Below are 19,192 nucleotides of genomic sequence, written 5' to 3'. Positions count from 1 at the left end.
GGGACCATGGCATCATGGTCACGGCAAGGGACACTGCCCAACCCCGCCAGGGACGCGCCGGTGCAGGAGGCGCCGCAGGAGGGTCGGCCTTCGGCCGATCAGGCACCGGAAGTGTGCCCAGGGAGGCATGGAAGAACGCCACGGCAGATGCCGTGGCGTTCTTGTGGGTTGCGACGTCACTCCCAGCCCGGCACATCCTTGCGGATGCACCGCGAGAAATCAGCGGCATCGTGTGCCTGGCGGGCCCGCTCGGTGATATCGCCGAGTCGCTTCAGCTCGCCCAGTGAGACACCTTCTACCAGGCCACCGTGGTCATGCACGTAGCTTGGCAACAGTCCGGTGAGCAGCAGGCGATGGTCCATCGGCAGTCTCTCGATGATCCGGCGCATCATGCCGAACACCAGGGTGGTGCAGTTGGCAGTGATGGTGTGATAGAAGCGCGGCGTCGCCTCGAGGCAATTGGCCTCCTCCACCAGCGCCAGCAGCAGGTCGCGCCGGTCCGCCGCATTGAGCAGCACCCGGTAGAGAGTCACCCTCTCGTCCCGCACGTTGCTGCGCAGGCGCACGGCGTCACGCTCGTCGGCGGCGATGATCGCCAGTTCGTACTGCTTGAAGAAGCCGCCGATCTCCGAGAACACCTCATGGCGCTCGCGCCGGACCTCCACCGAGAAGGCCACGAAGTCATGCCGTCCGGTCTCGGGATCGAGGAAGCCGAAGGAGACCAGCACGTGGGCGATGCCGGGTCGCCCCCAGCCCGAGACGAACAGATCCACGCTGTCCAGGGCGCGCAGGTCGTACTGGCGTCGCTCCCAGGCGATCCGCGCCCGTTCCGGGGTCTGCCAGTCGAAGTCGCGGACATGGTGCAGCGTCAGACGGTGGCCCTCCACCTCCCCGGTGGCCAGGTGTGCCACGTCATCGGCCCAGTCGAGGTCCATGGCGGGTTGCAGCTGACGCCACCAGGCCAGCAGCGCGGCCATCTGTATCGCCATGCCGGCCAGGGGCGACAGCCGCGCCCCCTGCCAGAGCAGCAGGCCCCAGAGCCCGCCCGACGCCAACCAGCCCAGCACGGCCAGCGAGCGCAGGCCCCAGGGAAGGGGCAGGCGGTGGCCCAGGGCCAGCCCACCCCATAGCGTGGCGAGCAGGACAGGCGCCAGCAGCGCGCCCGCCAGCAGCGAATCGATCATGGCGTCCCTTCCCGGCCGAATCGCCGCAGGCTAGCACGGCCGGTGAGACAGGCCTTCAACGCAGGCTCAGCCTCCCGTGGGCGTCAACCAGCCGCGGAACGCCTCGAGCTCGCCGTCGAGCTCGCCGCGGGCCACCCGGCGATAGAGCCGCTGCAGCCGGGCGGTGAGGGAGTCCGCGGCGATGGGCGCACCCACCGCCGGTGCCCCGGCACGCCCGCCGATATGCCGACCGTCCAGTTCCCGCAGCGGCAGGATCTCGGCCGCAGTACCGGTCACGAAGGCCTCGTCGGCGGTGTAGAGCTCGTCGCGGGTGATGCGTCGTTCGCGCACCTCGAGGCCGAGCACCTCGCGAGCCAGTCGGATAACGCTGTCGCGGGTGATGCCCTGCAGGCAGGAGGTCACCTCGGGGGTATGCAGCACGCCGTCGCGCAGCAGGAAGACATTGGCCGCCGAGGCCTCGGCCACGTAGCCCTCCGGGTCGAGCATGATCGTCTCGTCGAAGCCCGCCTTGACCGCCGTGTTCAGCGCCAGCATGGAGTTGACGTAGTGGCCATTGGTCTTGGCCCGGCACAGGCTGATGTTCACATGGTGGCGCGCCCAGGAGGCCGTCAGCGCGCGCAGGCCAATGGACGCCGCCTCGGCGGAGATGTAGTCGCCGAGATCCCAGGCGGCGATCATCACGTGCACCGAGAGCCCCCTGGCCCGCAGTCCCAGCCCCTCCGAGCCGAAGAACACCGTGGGCTTCAGGTAGGCGTTGGTCAGGGCGTTGCGGGCCAGACACTCCCGCTGGGCCGCGATCAGCGACGCCTCGTCGAAGGGCAGCGGCATGTCCAGGGCCCAGGCGCTGTCGGCCAGCCGCCGGGTGTGCTCGGCCACCCGGAAGAGGTGGCTGCCGTGGGGTCCCGCATAGGCGCGCACCCCCTCGAAGCAGCCCATGCCATAGTGCAGAGTGTGGGTGAGCACATGGACCCGGGCCTCGCGCCACGGCAGCCACTCGCCATCCATCCAGATCCAGCCGTCGCGATCATCGAGTGGTGTCATGCGAGCAGGTTCCTTGTCGGTGGGTTCGTTGCCGGCGAGAGCCGGCCGGCAGCGGCCCAGGCCGCGCGCCAGCCGTCGATCAGCTCACGCTGGTGCGGCTGCAGGGCCTGGTAGGCCCAGGCAGCGATCTCGTCGTTCTGGGGATCCGGCACGCCGATCTCGCTGCCGGCGAGGGCCTGGATGACCGCATGGCCGCACAGCGGCACGTAGCCCTCCGAGTAGCCGCCCTCGTGGACCATCACCAGCCGCCCACCGCAGGCGCGCTGGGCCAGGGCCATGAGCTGTGCCGTCATGCGGGCAAAGGCTTCGCTGTTGAGCAGCATCTTGCCCAGCGGGTCCTTGGCGCAGGCGTCATAGCCGCAGGCCACCACGATCAGCTCGGGGTCAAAGGCCTCGATGGCCGGCAGCACCAGCTCGGTCATGGCATGGTCGTAGGCGCCGATCCCGCAGCCCGGCGGCAGCGGCAGGTTGAGGTTGGCCCCCAGGCCCGGCCCCTCCCCCTGCTCCTCGAAGGTGCCGGTGTCCAGCGGGTAGCTACCCGCCTGGTGGAGCGAGACGGTCAAGACGTCCGGGTCGGCGTAGAAGGCCGCCTGCTGGCCGTTACCATGGTGCACGTCCCAGTCAAGGATCGCCACGCGCCCCACCAGCCCGAGCGCCCGGGCGCGCAGCACCGCCACCGGAATGTTGCCCAGCAGGCAGAAGCCGCGGCCCCGGTCGGCCTCGGCATGGTGGCCCGGCGGACGACACAGCGCATAGGCGCAGGAGAGCTCGCCGCTGGCCACCGCCTCCACCGCGGCGCTGGCCAGCCCGGCAGACTGGCACGCGGCCGCCAGGCTGCCCGGCGAGTAGGGGGCACAGTCGCCGCCATCACCGCCGCGGGCGCGATCGCCCGCTTCCAGGGCGGCCAGGTAGCGGGCGGTGTGGAACCGCTCGAGGTCCTCGCGGCTGGCCGGCGGCGGCTTGCGCACCGCCAGCGCGTCGATCAGCCCCGAGACCTCCAGCAGGTTCTTCAGCCGTCGCTTGCTCTCGGGGCTCTCCGAGGCCGGCTGCGGCTGCAGGAACTCGCCGGGCGCCGAGAACACGCCGATGGCGCCGGGGTCGTGCCAGAAGCAACGCTCGTGCCAGTAGAACCCGACCGCCGGGTCGCCGGCCGCCGGGTCGCCGGCCGCCAAAGCGCCGGCCGTCGGTCCCTTATGCCCTGCCCCGCTCATCCATGGGACTCCTGCTGCTCCCACACCTCGATGGCGGCCGCCAGGTCCTCCAGCGACGCCCCCACCGACTTGAACAGGGTAATCGCCTGGTCCGAGGAGCGTCCGGGCACCTCGCCCCTGAGCAGCTCGGCCAGCTCGCCGCGGACCTCGTCGAAGGCGAACGCACCCTCCTCGACGGCCTGCAGCAGGTCCCCCGCCTCGCCTCTCGCCCCGGCATGGGTGTCCACGTAGACCTCACTGCGGGCGAGGCACTCGCCATCGGTCTCCCGCATGGAGGGCCGAAAGGCCCCGATCAAGTCGAGGTGGGTTCCGGGGGCGAGCCAGGCCCCGCGGATCAGCGGCTCGGTGGAGAGCGTCACGCAGCTGATCAGGTCCGCCTCGCGGCTGGCGGCCTCCAGGTCGGTGACGGCCGCGGCGTCGAAGCGGTCGGCATAGTCGGCGGCGAGCCGCCGGGCCTTCTCCGGGTTGCGCCCCCAGATGCGCACGCGGCGGATGGGCCGCACCGCCGCATGGGCCTCGATCACCATGGGCGCCAGCTTGCCGGTGCCCACCACCAGCAGGCTCGCGGCATCCTCCCGTGCCAGCTCCCGGGCCGCCAGGGCCGAGGCCGCCGCGGTGCGTCGCCGGGTCAGCTCGCTGCCGTCGATGCAAGCCAGGGGGCGCCCGTGGGCGCCCTCGCTCAGCAGGTAGACGCCGGCAATGGCGGGCAGGCCATGCTCGGCATTCTGGGGGAAGACGTTGACCATCTTCACCCCGATGTAGCCCTCGCGCTCCCAGGCCGGCATCAGCAGCATGGTCGCCTCGCCGTCGGGTCGGTGCATGGCGTGGTGGTGGCGTGGCGGCGACTCGACCCCCTCGCGGAAGGTGACCCCGAGGCGCTCGACCAGGGCCAGCCAGGGCAGTGAGGCCGCGACTTGCTCGGCCGTGATGATGCGCATGTCAGGCCTCCGGAAGCGCCGCGGTGACCATGATCTCCACCTTCCACTCGGGCTTGGCCAGCTTCGCCTCGATGGCGGCGCGCACCGGCGGACGGCCCGACACCACCCAGGCATCCCAGGCGGCGTTCATCTGGTCGAACTCGGCCATGCTGGTGACCCAGATCTGGGCGGCGATCAGGTGCTCCTTGGAGGTGCCCGCCTTGGCCAGCAGGTCGTCGATGCGCGCCAGCACCTGCTCGGTCTGGCCGCGCATGTCGGCGCTGGCGTCCCCGGGCACCTGGCCCGCCAGGTAGACGGTGCCGTTGTGGACGGTGATCTGGCTCATGCGGGCATTGCTGTCGTGATGAGTAAGGGTCATGGCATGTCTCTCGCTTGCGAGGTGCCGGAACGGCACCGATGAAGGACTGCCCTCAGGCAGCGGTGTAGCCGCCCATGAAGGCGGCCAGGTTATGGCTCAGGTGCTCGGTGGGGTAGCCCCCCTCCTGGACAAGCACCGTGGGCAGGTCGATGGCGGCCAGTCGCCGCCCGATCTCGGTAAAGTCGCCGGTCTCCAGGGCCATGCCGGCCAGCGGGTCGTCGCGGTGGGCATCCAGACCCAGGGCCACCACCAGGGCATCGGGGCGGAAGGCCTCGAGCCGCCCGATCAGGCGATCCAGGGTCTCGAGGAAGGCCGCCCCGTCGCTGCCCAGCGGCAGCGGCAGGTTGACGTTCGCTCCCCGCCCCTCGCCCTCGCCCTGCTCGTCGGCGCCGCCCCAGAAGAAGGGGTAGAAATCCGTCGGGTCGACGTGCAGCGACCCGGTCCAGACGTCACCGCGGGAATAGAAGAGGTCCTGGGTGCCGTTGCCGTGGTGAAGGTCCACGTCGAGGATCGCCACCCGGGCATGCTGTTCGCGCAGCACCGTGGCGGCCAGACCCGAGTTGTTGAGGAAGCAGAAGCCCCCCGCCCGCTCCGGCCCGGCATGGTGGCCCGGCGGGCGGCATAGCGCATAGGCCTGGCGCTCGCCCGCCAGCAACGCCTCGGCCGCCGCCTCCGCGGTGGCGGCGCTGGCCAGGATGCCGGCGAAGCTGTCGGCGGTCATCGGACAGGCCATGTCGTGCATGTGCCAGCCCACCTGCCCCACGGGATGGCGCGGATAGTGGTGGCCACCGCCGCAGGGGTGCACGTTGGGCGCCACCACCTCGGCGGCATCGGGCAGCGCCCGCCAGCGTCCATGGATGGTCTCGAGGAAGGCCAGATAGCGGGAAGAGTGGATACGCGACAGGCGCTCGCGCAGCCGCGAGCTGTCGGGCTCGGTGGGGGCTGTCAGCGACAGCCCGATGTCGGCAAGCCCCCGGGAGAGCAGTTCGGCCCGCACCGGCCCCTCGGGGGAGTCCACCAGCCGCCCTCGCAGCAGGAAGGTAGCCGGGGCATGGCGCTCCTGGTCGGGGTGATAGAAGAGCTTCATCGGCATGTCCTTGGCGTCATTTCAGCAGCGAGGGAATCCAGGTGGAGAGCGACGGGAAGGTGACCAGCAGCAGGATGACCACGATGAAGGCGACATAGAACGGCATCGAGGCAATGATCGCTCGTTCGAAGGGCACGTTGGCGATGCGTGCCGCCGTCATCAAGGTCATGCCCACCGGTGGTGTGACGTTGGAGATGTTGAGCACCACGATCATCAGGATGGCGAAGTGCAGCGGGTCCACGCCCAGCTGGATCATCGCCGGCACCAGCACCGGGGCCACCACCACCAGCGCCGGCAGCACGTCCATCACCGTGCCGATCAGGATCAGCAGCACGCAGACCAGCAACAGTTGCAGGAAGGTCGAGTCGCTGAAGGTGGTGATCAGGCCGGCGGCGTCGCGGGCGATGCCGGAACGGGTCACGAACCAGCCCAGCACCGCCGAGGTAGCCAGCAGGAAGAACACCACCCCGGAGAAGCGCACCGTGATCACCAGGGCATTCCAGATCTTGCGCCAGGTGAGGGTGCGGTAGAAGACGACCCCGATGACAATGGCATAGACAGCGGCGAATCCCGACGCTTCGGTGATGGTCGTCAGCCCCGAGAGGATACCGCCGAGGATGATCAGTGGCACGAACATCGCCGGCAACGCCAACAGGAAGGCCAGGACTGCCACCTTGAACGGAGTGGGCGCCTGCTTGGGGTAGCCCCGTTTCCAGGCCAGGAAGAAGCTCACCGCGAGCAGCGCCAGGGCCATCAGCAGGCCGGGGATGATCCCCCCGGCGAACAGGTCGATCACCGAGATGTCGCGCAGCAGGGTCGCGTAGACCACCATCACCACGCTGGGGGGAATGATCGGGCCGATGATCGATGAGCAGGCAGTGATCGCCGCGGCGTACTCGGCGTCGTAGCCCTGCTTCTTCATCTCGGGAATCATGATCTTGCCGATCGCCACGGTATCGGTGATCGCCGCTCCGGTCAGGCCGGCGAAGAACACGGACACCGAGATGTTGACGTGAGAGAGCGCGCCGCGCATCCGCCCGAACAGGGCATTGTTGAAGGCGATCAGCTTCTGGGTCAGTCCGCCCTGGTTCATCAGCTCGGCGGTGAAGATGAAGTAGGGTACGGCGATCAGCAGGAAGCCTGAGACGCCGGAGAACATGCGATCGGCGATGATGCCGAGCATGCGCTCACCGCCGATGGCATAGCCGCCAGCCAGGCCGGAGAGGGCCATGACAACCGCGACGGGAGCGCCGATCAGCAGCAGGACAATAAAGGCGAGGATCGCAGGCGTCATGGGCGGTTCTCTCCGTCGGTGGATTCGATGAGCTCGTCGATCATCTCCCGCTCGTCGATGAAATGCTCGAGCAGATCGAAGCCCTGTACCAGATGGAGCAGGATGATGGCGCCACTGATCGGCACGACGATGGCGGTGAACTTGCCGTGAATCCTGATCTGGTCGGAGACCATGTAGACCTGGCGGGTCCCCTGGAAGTAATCCCAGCCGTACCAGAGCAGCAGCGCGCCGAACAGGCCGATGACCAACATGCAGAGGGTGGCGGCCACCACGGTCAGCACGCGGGGCAGGCTGCGCACCAGCAACGTCATGGCCACGTGTTCGCCGTAGCGCAGCGAGATGGTCATCGACAGGAAGCCGATCCAGGGCAGGAAGAGCCGCGCCAGGGAGTAGGTCCAGCTCAGGGTGCTGCCGGTGGCCAGCTTGTAGACGAAAGCCGTGAAGGAGATCCCCAGCATGGTCAGCACGCAGGCCACGCAGACAAGAATCGCGACCTGATTGACGATGTCGCTCAGGCGGCGCAGGGGCTGCAGGAAGGTCATGGCGTCACCTCAGGCAAGCGCCCGGCCGGAATCCGGCCGGGCGCAGGACGATGAAAGCCTCGGTATCAGCGCCCGTAGGTGGCGACGTCGGAGTCGGCCACCTCGACGCGAACGCGCTCGACCTCTTCCAGGAAGGCATCCACCCGGTCGCCATCGAGACCGAAGTCGTCGACGATCCAGTCACGCCAGGCGGGCGTGGCGATCTCGGACATCCGCGTACGCTCCTCGACGGGCATGATGTAGCACTCCTGGAAGGTCGCGCAGGACTCCTCCCAGCTGGCGGTGGCCAGTGCCCCGGACATGCCATGGCCGATGGCGATGGCCTCGCGGGCCGAGGTAACGATCGCCTCCTGCTGCGACTCGGTCAGGCTCTGGAACCAATCCTCGCTGACCAGCCAGGCGGCGCTGTTGTAGACGTGCCCGGTCAGGGTCGTGTAATCGGTCACCTCATGAAAATTGAAGGTGGTGTTGAGCACCGGCGCGTTGAACTGGCCGTCGGCCAGGCCGGTCTCCAGGGCGGTGATCACCTCGCCCCAGGGCAGCGGGGTCGCCGAGGCGCCGAGCGCGCGCATGATCGCCACGTGGCCCGGGTTCTCCTCGGTGCGGATGTTGAGCCCCTGGAGGTCATCGACGGTCCGGATCAGCCGCTCGTTGTTGGTGAAGGCCACGAAACCGCCGCCATCATCGAAGGTGCCCAGGTAGCGCATGTCGGTCTGCTCGATGGTGCCGGACATGAAGTCGGCGAACCACTCGCCGTCGAAGAAGGCCCAGGCCTGGCGCCAGTTATCGAAGATGAAGGGGGCGGTCATCATCTGGTAGTCGGGGTAGTAGGAGGACATGGCGCCGGTGGTGATGATCGTGGACTGCAGGGTGCGCCCACCCTGTACCTCCCGCGCCGTCTCCACCTCGGAGCCCAGCTGGCTGTTGCCGAAGATCGATACCGTCACCTCGCCGTCGGTGCGCGTCTCCACCAGGTTCTTGAAGTGCACCAGCGCCGGATAGACCTCGTTGTTGCTCATATTCTCGGGAAGGATGGTGGCGATGGCCATCTCATTGGCCTGGGCCTGGGCGGCCGCCATGGCCAGGGGAAGTGACGCCAGGGCGAACAGCCCGGTAAGGGATCTCTTGCGCATGATGCCTGCCTCTTGTGATTTGTTCGTTGCATGGCTCGCGAAGCAGCGGTGCCAAAAGCACCGCCTTGTCGCTAAGCCTAGGACGAACGAGGCGAGGCTGCTTGCCCGCGGCTGCGGAGCCTTTGGCCCAGACTGCGGCGCAGGGTCAGCAAGATCGGCGGTCGATCGAGGGCGTAGTGCCGAAATGGTGCCGATAGGCCCGCGAGAAGCTGCCCTGGTCGCGGAAGCCGACCAGGGAGGCCACATGGCCCAGGCTCAGGTCGCTGTGGCAGACCAGGGTCCGGGCGTGGCGCAGCCGGCGCTGCTGCACGTAGGCCTGGGGAGTGGCACCGGTCATCTCGCGGAAACGGCTGTGGAAGTGCCCCACGCTCAACGCACAGAGTTCGGCCAGCTGTTCGACGCGGATCTCGTCGGCCAGGTGACGATCCACCCAGGCCTCCAGTCGGGCCAGGTCGAGACGCTCGCAGGGGCGCCTGGCCAGGGGAAAGCCGCCATCCCCGGCCAGCGGCTCGCTGTCCAGATGAAGATGGATGGCGCGCAGCAGCAGCGCGGCGATCTCGCTGTGAAGGGCCGGGCACTGCTCGAGCTGGTGCATCAGGCTGCCCGCCAGTCGATGGAGCTGGGGAGGTACACTGAAGAAGCGCGGCCGTTCGAAGTGGCGCTCGATGCGCTCGGCGTCGCGCAGCCCGGCCAGGCTACCGTGGGGAATGTCGAGTACCAGGGTGCGATTGCGACCATCGCCCAGATACTCGTGGCGGCTGGAGGTTGGAATGAGGCAGCCCCGGCTGGCGGTGATCCGCTCGCCCTCCCCCTCCAAGGCCAACTCGGTGACCCCGCAGGTGGCCAGGATCAGCTGGTGGTAATCGTGGGCATGGTCCACGTGTTCGCGGGCGAGGGTGGTGGTGCGCAGGTCGAGATGGGGCATGGGCGTCAGTACCCCAGCAGGTTCGGCAGCCAGGTCGCCACCGGCGGCACGGCGATCAGGATCAGGATGGAGAGGATGATGGGGATCAGGAAGGGCAGCACCGCCGATACCACCTGCCCGTAGCGTAGTCGGGTGATGCCCACCATCAGGAACAGCACGTTGCCGAAGGGGGGCGTGATGACCCCCACCGACAGGGTGATCACCATGACGATACCGAAGTGGATCGGATCCAGGCCGGCGGCCAGGGCCGCCGGCACCACGATGGGGGTGAAGATCAGGATACTCTCCACCACCGACATGAAGCAGCCGATCAGCAGGAAGAAGAGTGCGAAGGCGAGCAGCAGGAAGACGGTGGGCATGTCGATACTGGCCACCTGACCCGCCAGGGCCTGGGGAATGCCGATGCGCACCAGGATCCAGCCATAGAAGCTCGACACCGCGATGATCAACAGGATTGCCACGCTGAACATCAGGGTGCGGCGGAAGGAGAAGTAGAGCGCCTTCAGGGTCAGGTCGCGGTAGACCACCGCACCCAGGATCACCGCATAGAAGGAGGCCACGGCGCCGGCCTCGGTGGGGGTGAAGAAGCCACCCCAGATGCCACCGACGATGATCAGCGGCATCATCAGCGGCAGGATGGCGCGCCGCCCGGTGCGCAGCACCTCGCCGACATCGAAGGGCGTCGGCTCGGGCATCACCACACGACGGCTGGTCCCGAGGAACACGGTCATGCCCATCAGCAGCAGCGCCATCAGCAGGCCCGGCAAGACCCCGGCCATGAACAGCGCCCCGATGCTGACGTTGGCCAGCCAGCCATAGACCACCAGGGCGATGGAAGGCGGCAGGATCGGTCCGATCACGCTCGACGCCGCGGTCACCCCGGTGGAATAGCCCAGATCATAGCCGCGCTCCTTCATCGCCTTGATCTCGAGGCTGCCGAGCCCGGCGGCATCGGCCACCGCCGTGCCCGACATGGTGGCGAAGATCGAGCTCGCCACCACGTTGGCATGCCCGAGCCCTCCCCGGGTGAAGCCCACCAGGGCCGTCGCGAAATCGAAGATCCGCGTGGTCGTGGAGCCGGTGTTCATGATGTTGGCGGCCAGGATGAACAGCGGGATCGCCAGCAGGGTGAAGTTGTTGAGGGTCTGCACCATGCGCAGCGACATCAGCTCCACCGGCAGGCCGCCGCTGCCGGTCATGGCCAGAGCGATGAAGGAGGTGATACCGATCGCCACTACCACCGGGAGCCCGATGATCATCAGCGCCAGCAGGCCGCCCACGAAGATTGCCAGTTCCAGCATCAGCGGGACTCCTCATCGTCACGACTGCCGCCCGGCACCCAGGCCACGCGGCCACGCAGGGTCTGCCAGGCGGCAATCAACGTCATCCCGGCAAAGCCGATGAAGATGCCGTAGTAGAGGTAGCTGAAGCTGATGCCCAGCGACACCGTGCGGTTGTTGGCGCTCATCTCGGACATGATCCAGGCGCCCCAGGCCGCCAGCGCGAAGAAGCCGCAGGAGAGCAGCGAATTGAAGCGATACTGGAGGTCCAGCGCCAGCCGTGACATGCGGTGACTGAAGAGGTCCACCAGCAGGTGCTCGCCGCGCACCAGGGCCGAGAGCGAACCGATGCCGACGGCGTAGATGGCCAGCAGGGAGGCTACCTCCTCGGTCCAGGGCATCCCGAGCCCGATGACGTCACGGGCAATCACGGCCGCCACGATGAGCACCAGGATGCCGGCAAGCAGCAGCACGCCCACCGCATCGCAGACCAGGGTCAGGCCGCGCAGCAGCCAGTAGGCCAGGCGATCCACAGGGGCCTGCGGTATCCCGGTTTCTTCTACCACGAATGACTCCTCGATAATTCTCGGGGACAGCACGGCGGCGCCCCAGGGGGCGCCGCCGGTATCGTCCTGTCATCTGTGCGAATGCACTCAGTCGTCGGTGCCCAGCGCATCATCCATCACACCGTCGGCCATCTCGGACATGATGCGCTCGATGGCCGGCATGGCAGCCTCGCGGAAGGCCGCAACGTCAGGCTCGATGATGATCATGCCCTCCTTCTGCAACTCCTCGAGGTAGTACTCGTCGAGCTCGCGCTCACGCTCGGTGCCGTGCAGGCGAGCCACCTCGATTGCCTCGGCAATCAGTGCCTGGTCCTCGGCCTCCAGGCCTTCCCACCAGCGCTTGCTCGCCACCCAGTTCCAGGGAAACTGCACGTGGCTGGTGAGGATGATGTGGTCCTGCACCTCCCAGAGGCGACGGGTGTAGGGCGACGAGAGGGAGTTCTCGTGGCCGTCCACCTGCCGGGTCTGCATGGCCAGATAGATCTCCGGCGCCGGCACGTTGACCACCTGGGCGCCGATCTCCTCCCACACCTGCAGCCACACCGGCAGCGAGGGCAGCCGCAGGCGGAAGCCCTGCAGGTCCTCGGGCGAATGGATGGCCTTGTTGGCGGTCATGTGGCGGGGGCCACGGTGCTGGGTGCCGAAGTACTTGATCCCGCCCTTCTCCTCGGCAATCTCGACCAGCCTCTGGCCGGAGGGGCTCTCCATGTAGGCATCCACCTCGTCCCAGGTAGAGAAGACGAAGGGCACGGTGATGGCGTCATACTCCGGCGCGTACTGCTGGCGCCAGTTGCCGCCGGTGATGGAGAGCTGGGTCTGGCCCAGGTTGAGCAGCTCGAGCACCGCGTTCTCGCCGCCCAGGGAGCCGGCCAGGAAGGGACGGACGTTGAAACGGCCCGGCGCCTGCTCCTCGAGGTACTCGGCGAAGCGCTCCACGGCGGCACTCTCGGAGCCACCCTCGCTCATGGTGTTGTTGACCTGGATCTCGATGGTGCTGGCCAGCACGAAGGGGGCGGCCGCGGCCAGGCCCAGGCTGGCGAGGGTGGCAAGTAGCGTCTTGCGCATGTGACGTTCTCCCGGCGGTATTGTCGTTGTGGGGTGCCACCGCGCGACCGGCGGCTCCGCAAGCCTGATCCTGGGGCAAGCCCCGCGATTGCTCAAATCGAGGTTGGAGAAGGCAGGCTTCGTCAGTGACGATGTCAAACGATAGCGCGATGTGACGCGGGGTGGCGGCCTGGTCCTTGTGCGATGCGACCAAAGGAGGATATGACCTCGCGACGGTGCGGGTCTCTCATTCATAGCACCCCCACCGACACCCGTCTAACGCCTGGAGATTTCACCATGCACGAAGCCACCCCCGTCGCCTTCATCACCGGCGCCACCTCGGGCATCGGCGAGGCCTGTGCCCACCGCTTCGCCGAGGCCGGCTGGTCGCTGGTCCTGACCGGCCGCCGCCGGGAACGGCTCGAGGCCCTGCAGCAGACCCTGGGCGAGCGGGTGCCGGTGCATGTCGCCGCGCTCGATGTCACCGATCATGACGCCGTGGCCCGCACCATAGACGCCCTGCCGGCGGCCTTCGCCGCCGTGAGGGTGCTGATCAACAGCGCCGGCCTGGCCCTGGGCAAGGGGCCGGCCCAGGCGGCCGACCTCGCCGACTGGCACCGCATGATCGACACCAACATCACCGGGCTGGTCAACGTGACCCGCCTGCTGCTGCCGCGCCTGATCGAAGCCGGCCCCGGAGCCACGGTGATCAACATCGGCTCCATCGCGGGCCACACCCCCTACCCCGGCGGCCACGTCTATGGCGCCACCAAGGCCTTCGTCGAGCAGTTCAGCTACAACCTGCGCTGCGACGTCAGCGCCGAAGGGGTGCGCGTCACCGACCTGGCACCGGGCATGACCGAGAGCGAGTTCACCCTGGTACGAATGAAGGGTGATGCCTCGGTGGTCGGCGACTACTACCGCGGCACTCGAGCCCTGCAGCCACGTGACGTGGCCGAGCAGGCCCTGCACATCGCCGAACTGCCGCCCCACGTCAACATCACCCGGCTCGAGGTCGCCCCGCTGTGCCAACAGTGGTCGCCCTTCACCATCCTGCGGGATGCCTGAGACCACTCCCAGGCTCCCCCGAGGCATGAGCGCGCGAGTCGATCCTGATAGGGTAGCGGCAAGAGGAACCACCGACTGGAGCCCATGATGCCCCGCTTTCCCGACCACCTGACCGGCGACGGTCCCCACAACCCCTTTCCCGGCGTGCGCGTGCTGGAGCGCCGCCTGGGCCGCGAGATTCCCCACCAGCTGGGCTCCAACGAGGGGCTCGACATGCCCCACCGCGCCCTGCGCGAGCACTTCGGCGACGCCATGGCCGCCCACGTCTACAGCTACGGCGACGCCGAGGCGCTGGGCATCCGTCGGCGCCTGGCCGAGCAGAAGGGCATTCCCCTGGAAGCGATGCTGGTGGACGCCGGCGCCGACAGCCTGATCGCACTCTCGCTGCGCGCCGTGGCCGAACCCGGCGTGCCGGTGGTGAGCACCACCGGCACCTACCCCACCTTCGGCTACTTCGCCCGCGGCCAGGGCTGCCGGCTGGTGGAGGTACCCTACAACGAGGGCCCCGGCCAACTGGCGCCGGACCTGGAGGCCCTGGCCCGGGTCGCCCGTGAGGAGAACGCGCGGCTGGTCTACCTGGCCAACCCCGACAACCCCGGTGGCCATCTGCACCGTGACGCCGACGTGCTGACCCTGCGCGAAGCGCTGCCCGACGACTGCTGGCTGCTGCTCGACGAGGCCTACCATGACTTCCGCGAGGATGCCGAGGGCGAGTTCGGCCGGCGAGTGCTGCCCGGGGTGATCCGACTGCGCACCCTCTCCAAGGCCCATGGCCTGGCGGGGCTGCGGGTGGGCTATGCCATCGCCGAGCCGGAGACGCTGGCGGTGATGATGAAGGTGCGGATCCACTATGCGGTGTCGACCCTGACCCAGGCCGCCGCCGAGGTGGTGCTCGACCACCCCGACGAGGTCGACGCCCACGTGGCGGCGGTGCGCGAGCGTCGCGAGCGTCTGGCGGCGCATTTCCGCGCCCTGGGCGCCGACGTCCTGCCGAGCAGCACCAACTTCGTCGGCATACGCCTGGCCAGCGCGAAGCAGGCCGGTCGTGTGCACCAGGCACTGCTCGACGAGGGCAAGCTGATCGCCCGTCCCGCCGACCCGGCACTCGGCCATGTGCTGCGCATCACCGCGGTGGAGGACGCTCTGGTACCGGGACGCCTCGCCGCTCTGGAGGCCGCTCTGGTGGACTAGCCAAGAAAGACGCAACCCGCCATAGTAGCAACAATTAGCCTGCATACAACGAGCTCGATATGGATGCCATCCGGCGCCACTCAATGCTGATCATCTTCCTGGGCGGCCTGGTGGTCACCCTGGCCATGGGCCTGCGCCACGGCTTCGGGCTGTTCCTCGAGCCCATGAGCTCGGAGCTGGGCTGGGGCCGTGGCGTCTTCGCCTTCGCCCTGGCCCTGCAGAACCTGCTGTGGGGGCTCTCCCAGCCCTTCGCCGGAGCAATAGCCGACCGTTACGGCGCCGCCCGGGTGGTGGTGGCAGGCGGTGCCCTCTATGCCCTGGGCCTGCTGTTCATGGGGATGTCGGAGTCGGCGCTGGGCATGACCCTCTCCGCTGGCGTGCTGATCGGCCTGGGCCTCTCCGGCACCACCTTCTCGGTGATCCTCGGCGCCGTGGGTCGCGCGGTGGCGCCGGAGAAGCGCAGCATGGCCATGGGCATTGTCAGCGCCGCCGGCTCATTCGGCCAGTTCGCCATGCTGCCCGGCACCCTGGGCCTGATGGGGTGGCTGGGCTGGTCGGCGGCGCTGCTGGCCATGGGGGCCATCGCCGCGCTGATGCTGCCGCTGGGCGCCCTGCTGCGCGATCGCCCCTCGGCCAAGGCGGCCAGCGACATCAGCCTGGGCGCCGCCCTCAACGAGGCTTCCAACCATCGCGGCTTCTGGCTGCTCTGCCTGGGCTTCTTCGTCTGCGGCTTCCAGGTGGTGTTCATCGGGGTGCACCTGCCCGGCTACCTGTTCGACAGCGGCATCGCTGTGCAGGTGGGCAGCACCGTGCTGGCCCTGGTCGGCCTGTTCAACATCTTCGGCACCTATATCGCCGGCTGGCTGGGGGGGCGCCACTCCAAGCCCCGCCTGCTCACCTGGCTCTATCTGATCCGCGGCGTGGTCATCACCCTCTTCCTGATCGCCCCGCTCAGCCCGACCAGCGCCTACCTGTTCGGCATCGCCATGGGGCTGCTGTGGCTCTCCACGGTGCCGCTGACCAACGGTATCGTCGCCTCGGTGTTCGGCGTCCAGCACCTCTCCATGCTGGGCGGCATCGTCTTCCTCTTCCACCAACTCGGCTCCTTCATGGGCGTCTGGCTGGGGGGCTACCTCTACGACCTCCACGGCGACTACGCGGTGGTGTGGAACATCGCCATCCTCCTCTCGGTGGTGGCCGCCGCCCTGCACTGGTTCATCAGCGAGCGGCCGGTCAGCCGCCCCGCCCCCGCCGAGGCCGAGGCATGAGCCGCTCACGTCTGCTGCCGATCGCTGCCGCGCTTCTCACCGCCACGGCTCTCGCCCTGGTCTGGTGGGGCTGGCATCATCTCGACGCCGCCCAGCTGCTGCTCGGCAGCCGGCTCTGCTGAACGACACCGCTTCCCTGCATCGCTGACCGCCACCCTCGCGAGACAACCGCCACCAGGACGCCTATACTGCACTGCAGCATTCACGGATGATCGGGAGCAGGTATGGCAACGGACAACACCAGGCGCATGAATCCCGCCATTGACGAGGGGAACGCCCGATGATCGGTATCTCGGCGATCGCCATCGCGCTGCTGCTGTTGATGTATCTGGCCTACCGCGGAATCAGCCTGTTGATCCTGGCCCCGGTGCTGGCCGTGCTGGTGGCCCTGGTCTCGGTCGACACCCCGCTGCTGGCCAGCTACACCCAGGTCTTCATGGGGGCCGCCGGCGATTTCATCGTCCGCTACTTCCCGCTGTTCCTGCTGGGAGCGGTGTTCGGCAAGCTGATGGAGGACTCGGGCAGCGCCGAGGTGCTGGCCAGCGCCATCGTCGAGCGCCTGGGTGACACCCGCGCCATCCTGGCAGTGGTGCTCTCCTGCGCGGTGATGACCTACGGGGGCGTCTCGCTGTTCGTGGTGGCCTTCGCGGTCTACCCGATCGCCGCGGCGCTGTTCCGCCAGGCCAACCTGCCCAAGCGGCTGATCCCCGGCACCATCGCACTCGGCGCCTTCACCTTCACCATGACGGCGCTGCCGGGCACGCCGGCCATCCAGAATGCTATTCCCATGCCCTACTTCGGCACCTCGCCGTTTGCCGCGCCGGGGCTCGGCATCCTCACCGGCCTGGTCATGCTGGGGCTTGGGCAAGTGTGGCTGAGCCGTCGGGCGCGCCAGGCGCGAGTGGCGGGCGAGGGCTATGGCCGCCATCAGGACGACGCACCGCCGGCCACTCACCTGCGTGAACGCGCGTCGGGCGAAGGCTTCGATCTGGCCGAGGTCACTGCCCGGGAGTCGGCCAGCGACCTGCCCCCCTTGCCGCTGGCGCTGCTGCCCATCGTGCTGGTCATCGCCCTGAACCTGCTGTTCACGGCGGTGGTGATCCCGGCCATGGACACCGGGTATCTCGCCGAGCCGACCTATGGCGCGACCAGCATCGAGTCGGTGCGCGGCGTCTGGTCGGTGATCGCCGCCCTGGTGATCGCCATCGTGGTCATCATCGCCACCAACCTGAAGCGCCTCGAGGATCTCACCACCACCCTGGACAGCGGCGCCAATGCCTCGCTACTGCCGATCTTCAATACCGCCAGCCTGGTCGGCTTCGGCTCGGTGATCGCCTCGCTCGCGGCCTTCGAGGCGATCAGCCTCTGGGTGACCTCGGTGGGTGGTGACAATCCGCTGATCTCCCTGGCCATCGCGGTCAATCTGCTGGCGGGCATGACCGGTTCGGCCTCCGGCGGCATGAGCATCGCCCTGGCGACGCTGGGCGACACCTACCTGGCCATGGGTCAGGCCGCCGGCATCGCCCCCGAGCTGATGCACCGGGTCACGGCGGTGGCCACCGGCGGGCTGGATGCCCTGCCGCACAACGGCGCGGTGATCACGCTGCTCTCCATCTGCGGCCTGACCCATCGCCAGGCCTATCTGGATATTGCGGTGGTGGCCGTGCTGATCCCGGTCCTCTCCCTGGTTTTCCTGATCACCCTGGGCAGCCTGGTGGGGTCGTTCTGAGGCCATGGCCACCGGGCGATCAGGTGTGTAAACCCACTAGGCTGTAAGGGGGCCGAGCCGAGGCTGGCCGCCACCCTGCACCGCGGGATCGGCACGGCGTCGTTGTCATGCGGCGCCCGCCAGGAGGAGTCGCTTGCACGAGGACGACACACCACACCGCCGCCGGCGGGGCCCGCTTGCGCTGCTGCCGGGCCTGCTGCTCGGCCTGCTGCTGGCCGGCTGCAGTGCGCTGGAACGCCAGCACGAGTCCCTGCTGGTGCTCGGCGACCTGGCCGCCGGCGAGGAACCGAGCCGGCTGAAGCAGCGCGTGACGCTTCCCGACCGCGAGGGGCTGACCTACGCGGTGGAGGGGCGCCGCTACGTGGCGGACCTCTACCACCCGCCATCCCCCCGCCGCGGGACCCTGGTCCTGGTGCATGGCCTCACCGACGCGGGCCGTCGGGATCCGCGCCTGATGGCCTTCGCCCGCACCCAGGCGCGGGCCGGTTTCACGGTGCTGGTGCCGGAGCTGGACGGCCTGCGCGACTTCTCGGTGGGCATGCGCGAGGTGGAAGGCATCGCCGATGCCGTTCGCCACGCCACCGCCACGCTGCCCATGGCCGGGGAGGGGCCGGCGCTCGCCGCCATCAGCTTCGCCACCGGGCCGGCACTGCTGGCCGCCATGGAGCCGGACATCGCCCAGCGGGTACGCTTCGTGATCGCCGTGGGCGGCTACTACGACCTGACCGACCTGCTGCGCTACGCCACCACCGGGGAGGATCGCGGCGGCGCCGGCCTGCGGGCGCTTCCCCCCCAGGCCGACCTGCGCTGGGCCATGCTGCAGAGCCAGCTCCATGCCCTGGAGGACGCCGAGGATCGGCAGCGCCTGGCGGCCGTGGCGCGACGCCGGCTGGCGGGCGACGAGGGCCCCGCCCCCGAGCTGGCCGGCCTGGGCCCCGAGGGGAAAGCACTCCACGCGCTGGTGGTCAATCGCGACCCGGCGCGGGTCGCGTCACTGCTCGCGGCCCTGCCTTCCTCGCTGCGCGACGAATTCGAGGCGCTGGATCTCGCCTCCCGGGATCTCGATGCCCTGAAGGCGAGGCTGGTGCTGGTTCACGGCCCCGACGACCGGGTGATCCCGATCAGCCACTCGCGGCGGCTGCGCGACGCCCTCCCCGCCGGCCAGGCGCGACTCTTCGAGGCCGGGGGGCTCGGCCACGTGGAGGTCTCGTCGCGCTGGCGAGACGCCTGGACGCTGTGGCGGGCGATTCATCATGTACTCAGGCTGGGCGAGGGGGAAGGCAGGCAGCGGTGACCGCAAGCCCGCCTCCTGCGGTCCGGGCAAAACGACGCG

General features: G+C 68.7%; 19 protein-coding genes. 6 read left to right on the top strand and 13 right to left on the bottom strand.

All coding sequences use genetic code 11. The features are described 5' to 3' along the window. Positions 1 to 176 precede the first annotated feature (176 nt). From IBX53_RS05820 to IBX53_RS05760, 13 genes are all read right to left on the bottom strand, one after another. Positions 177 to 1,184 carry a DUF4105 domain-containing protein gene (locus tag IBX53_RS05820; RefSeq protein ID WP_290906742.1) on the bottom strand — a complete coding sequence of 336 codons (1,008 nt, stop codon included), beginning with the start codon at positions 1,182 to 1,184 and terminating at the stop codon, positions 177 to 179. A 66-nt stretch (positions 1,185 to 1,250) separates the two neighbouring features. Further along, a complete protein-coding gene (locus IBX53_RS05815; protein ID WP_290906740.1) occupies positions 1,251 to 2,225 on the bottom strand; it encodes a branched-chain amino acid transaminase in 975 nt (324 codons plus the stop codon). Beyond that, positions 2,222 to 3,436, bottom strand: a complete 1,215-nt coding sequence (locus tag IBX53_RS05810) for a class II histone deacetylase (protein ID WP_290906738.1) — start codon at positions 3,434 to 3,436, stop codon at positions 2,222 to 2,224. The genes IBX53_RS05815 and IBX53_RS05810 overlap by 4 nt, the downstream gene beginning before the upstream one ends. Beyond that, a complete protein-coding gene (locus IBX53_RS05805) occupies positions 3,433 to 4,374 on the bottom strand; it encodes an ornithine cyclodeaminase family protein (protein WP_290906735.1) in 942 nt (313 codons plus the stop codon). Before IBX53_RS05805 ends, IBX53_RS05810 begins: the two co-directional genes overlap by 4 nt. 1 nt (position 4,375) lies before the next feature. Continuing rightward, the gene (locus IBX53_RS05800; RefSeq protein ID WP_290906732.1) at positions 4,376 to 4,732 is read right to left on the bottom strand and encodes a RidA family protein; all 357 of its coding nucleotides are present in this window, start codon (positions 4,730 to 4,732) and stop codon (positions 4,376 to 4,378) included. A gap of 52 nt (positions 4,733 to 4,784) precedes the next feature. Next, positions 4,785 to 5,819, bottom strand: coding sequence for a histone deacetylase family protein (locus tag IBX53_RS05795; protein ID WP_290906730.1), 1,035 nt, complete (start codon positions 5,817 to 5,819; stop codon positions 4,785 to 4,787). A 16-nt stretch (positions 5,820 to 5,835) separates the two neighbouring features. Continuing rightward, positions 5,836 to 7,113: a TRAP transporter large permease gene (locus IBX53_RS05790; RefSeq protein WP_290906727.1), complete on the bottom strand. Its 1,278-nt coding sequence runs from the start codon at positions 7,111 to 7,113 to the stop codon at positions 5,836 to 5,838. Continuing rightward, positions 7,110 to 7,655 (bottom strand): TRAP transporter small permease, encoded by a 546-nt coding sequence (locus IBX53_RS05785; protein WP_290906725.1) that lies wholly within the window; start codon positions 7,653 to 7,655, stop codon positions 7,110 to 7,112. The genes IBX53_RS05790 and IBX53_RS05785 overlap by 4 nt, the downstream gene beginning before the upstream one ends. 65 nt (positions 7,656 to 7,720) lie before the next feature. Then, the gene (gene dctP / locus IBX53_RS05780; protein ID WP_290906723.1) at positions 7,721 to 8,788 is read right to left on the bottom strand and encodes a TRAP transporter substrate-binding protein DctP; all 1,068 of its coding nucleotides are present in this window, start codon (positions 8,786 to 8,788) and stop codon (positions 7,721 to 7,723) included. Positions 8,789 to 8,933: 145 nt separating this feature from the next. Then, positions 8,934 to 9,713 (bottom strand): AraC family transcriptional regulator, encoded by a 780-nt coding sequence (locus IBX53_RS05775; RefSeq protein WP_290906720.1) that lies wholly within the window; start codon positions 9,711 to 9,713, stop codon positions 8,934 to 8,936. Positions 9,714 to 9,718: 5 nt separating this feature from the next. Next, positions 9,719 to 11,014, bottom strand: coding sequence for a TRAP transporter large permease (locus tag IBX53_RS05770; protein ID WP_290906717.1), 1,296 nt, complete (start codon positions 11,012 to 11,014; stop codon positions 9,719 to 9,721). Further along, on the bottom strand, positions 11,014 to 11,559 hold the full coding sequence (locus IBX53_RS05765) for a TRAP transporter small permease (protein WP_290906714.1): 546 nt from the start codon (positions 11,557 to 11,559) through the stop codon (positions 11,014 to 11,016). The genes IBX53_RS05770 and IBX53_RS05765 overlap by 1 nt, the downstream gene beginning before the upstream one ends. 87 nt (positions 11,560 to 11,646) lie before the next feature. Beyond that, positions 11,647 to 12,624: a TRAP transporter substrate-binding protein gene (locus IBX53_RS05760; protein ID WP_290906712.1), complete on the bottom strand. Its 978-nt coding sequence runs from the start codon at positions 12,622 to 12,624 to the stop codon at positions 11,647 to 11,649. Positions 12,625 to 12,900: 276 nt separating this feature from the next. Here IBX53_RS05760 and IBX53_RS05755 point away from each other — a divergent pair, with 276 nt between their 5' ends. The 6 genes from IBX53_RS05755 (at position 12,901) to IBX53_RS05730 (ending at position 19,153) form a co-directional block, all read left to right on the top strand. Beyond that, positions 12,901 to 13,671 carry an SDR family NAD(P)-dependent oxidoreductase gene (locus IBX53_RS05755; protein WP_290906710.1) on the top strand — a complete coding sequence of 257 codons (771 nt, stop codon included), beginning with the start codon at positions 12,901 to 12,903 and terminating at the stop codon, positions 13,669 to 13,671. An 87-nt stretch (positions 13,672 to 13,758) separates the two neighbouring features. Then, entirely contained in the window at positions 13,759 to 14,862 is a 1,104-nt protein-coding gene (locus tag IBX53_RS05750; protein WP_290906708.1) for an aminotransferase class I/II-fold pyridoxal phosphate-dependent enzyme, read from the top strand. A gap of 59 nt (positions 14,863 to 14,921) precedes the next feature. Then, positions 14,922 to 16,130, top strand: a complete 1,209-nt coding sequence (locus IBX53_RS05745) for an MFS transporter (RefSeq protein WP_290906706.1) — start codon at positions 14,922 to 14,924, stop codon at positions 16,128 to 16,130. Then, a complete protein-coding gene (locus IBX53_RS05740) occupies positions 16,127 to 16,252 on the top strand; it encodes a hypothetical protein (RefSeq protein ID WP_290906704.1) in 126 nt (41 codons plus the stop codon). Before IBX53_RS05745 ends, IBX53_RS05740 begins: the two co-directional genes overlap by 4 nt. 158 nt (positions 16,253 to 16,410) lie before the next feature. Next, positions 16,411 to 17,859 (top strand): GntP family permease, encoded by a 1,449-nt coding sequence (locus tag IBX53_RS05735; protein ID WP_290906702.1) that lies wholly within the window; start codon positions 16,411 to 16,413, stop codon positions 17,857 to 17,859. A 133-nt stretch (positions 17,860 to 17,992) separates the two neighbouring features. Next, a complete protein-coding gene (locus IBX53_RS05730) occupies positions 17,993 to 19,153 on the top strand; it encodes an alpha/beta hydrolase (RefSeq protein WP_290906700.1) in 1,161 nt (386 codons plus the stop codon). Positions 19,154 to 19,192: the final 39 nt, after the last annotated feature.

This window comes from Halomonas sp. (genome assembly GCF_014859505.1).
Classification (GTDB): domain Bacteria; phylum Pseudomonadota; class Gammaproteobacteria; order Pseudomonadales; family Halomonadaceae; genus Halomonas.
This window is presented reverse-complemented; position numbering and strand designations above follow the sequence as displayed.

What these genes read in the sequence shown, in the direction of transcription:
- IBX53_RS05750 (WP_290906708.1), top strand. Translation starts at nt 13,759, where the DNA reads ATGCCCCGCTTTCCCGACCACCTGACCGGCGACGGTCCCCACAACCCC.
- IBX53_RS05760 (WP_290906712.1), bottom strand. Translation starts at nt 12,624, where the DNA reads ATGCGCAAGACGCTACTTGCCACCCTCGCCAGCCTGGGCCTGGCCGCG.
- IBX53_RS05800 (WP_290906732.1), bottom strand. Translation starts at nt 4,732, where the DNA reads ATGACCCTTACTCATCACGACAGCAATGCCCGCATGAGCCAGATCACC.
- IBX53_RS05745 (WP_290906706.1), top strand. Translation starts at nt 14,922, where the DNA reads ATGGATGCCATCCGGCGCCACTCAATGCTGATCATCTTCCTGGGCGGC.
- IBX53_RS05775 (WP_290906720.1), bottom strand. Translation starts at nt 9,713, where the DNA reads ATGCCCCATCTCGACCTGCGCACCACCACCCTCGCCCGCGAACACGTG.
- IBX53_RS05805 (WP_290906735.1), bottom strand. Translation starts at nt 4,374, where the DNA reads ATGCGCATCATCACGGCCGAGCAAGTCGCGGCCTCACTGCCCTGGCTG.
- IBX53_RS05820 (WP_290906742.1), bottom strand. Translation starts at nt 1,184, where the DNA reads ATGATCGATTCGCTGCTGGCGGGCGCGCTGCTGGCGCCTGTCCTGCTC.
- IBX53_RS05740 (WP_290906704.1), top strand. Translation starts at nt 16,127, where the DNA reads ATGAGCCGCTCACGTCTGCTGCCGATCGCTGCCGCGCTTCTCACCGCC.
- IBX53_RS05790 (WP_290906727.1), bottom strand. Translation starts at nt 7,113, where the DNA reads ATGACGCCTGCGATCCTCGCCTTTATTGTCCTGCTGCTGATCGGCGCT.
- IBX53_RS05735 (WP_290906702.1), top strand. Translation starts at nt 16,411, where the DNA reads ATGATCGGTATCTCGGCGATCGCCATCGCGCTGCTGCTGTTGATGTAT.
- dctP (WP_290906723.1), bottom strand. Translation starts at nt 8,788, where the DNA reads ATGCGCAAGAGATCCCTTACCGGGCTGTTCGCCCTGGCGTCACTTCCC.
- IBX53_RS05785 (WP_290906725.1), bottom strand. Translation starts at nt 7,655, where the DNA reads ATGACCTTCCTGCAGCCCCTGCGCCGCCTGAGCGACATCGTCAATCAG.
- IBX53_RS05770 (WP_290906717.1), bottom strand. Translation starts at nt 11,014, where the DNA reads ATGCTGGAACTGGCAATCTTCGTGGGCGGCCTGCTGGCGCTGATGATC.
- IBX53_RS05810 (WP_290906738.1), bottom strand. Translation starts at nt 3,436, where the DNA reads ATGAGCGGGGCAGGGCATAAGGGACCGACGGCCGGCGCTTTGGCGGCC.
- IBX53_RS05815 (WP_290906740.1), bottom strand. Translation starts at nt 2,225, where the DNA reads ATGACACCACTCGATGATCGCGACGGCTGGATCTGGATGGATGGCGAG.
- IBX53_RS05795 (WP_290906730.1), bottom strand. Translation starts at nt 5,819, where the DNA reads ATGAAGCTCTTCTATCACCCCGACCAGGAGCGCCATGCCCCGGCTACC.
- IBX53_RS05755 (WP_290906710.1), top strand. Translation starts at nt 12,901, where the DNA reads ATGCACGAAGCCACCCCCGTCGCCTTCATCACCGGCGCCACCTCGGGC.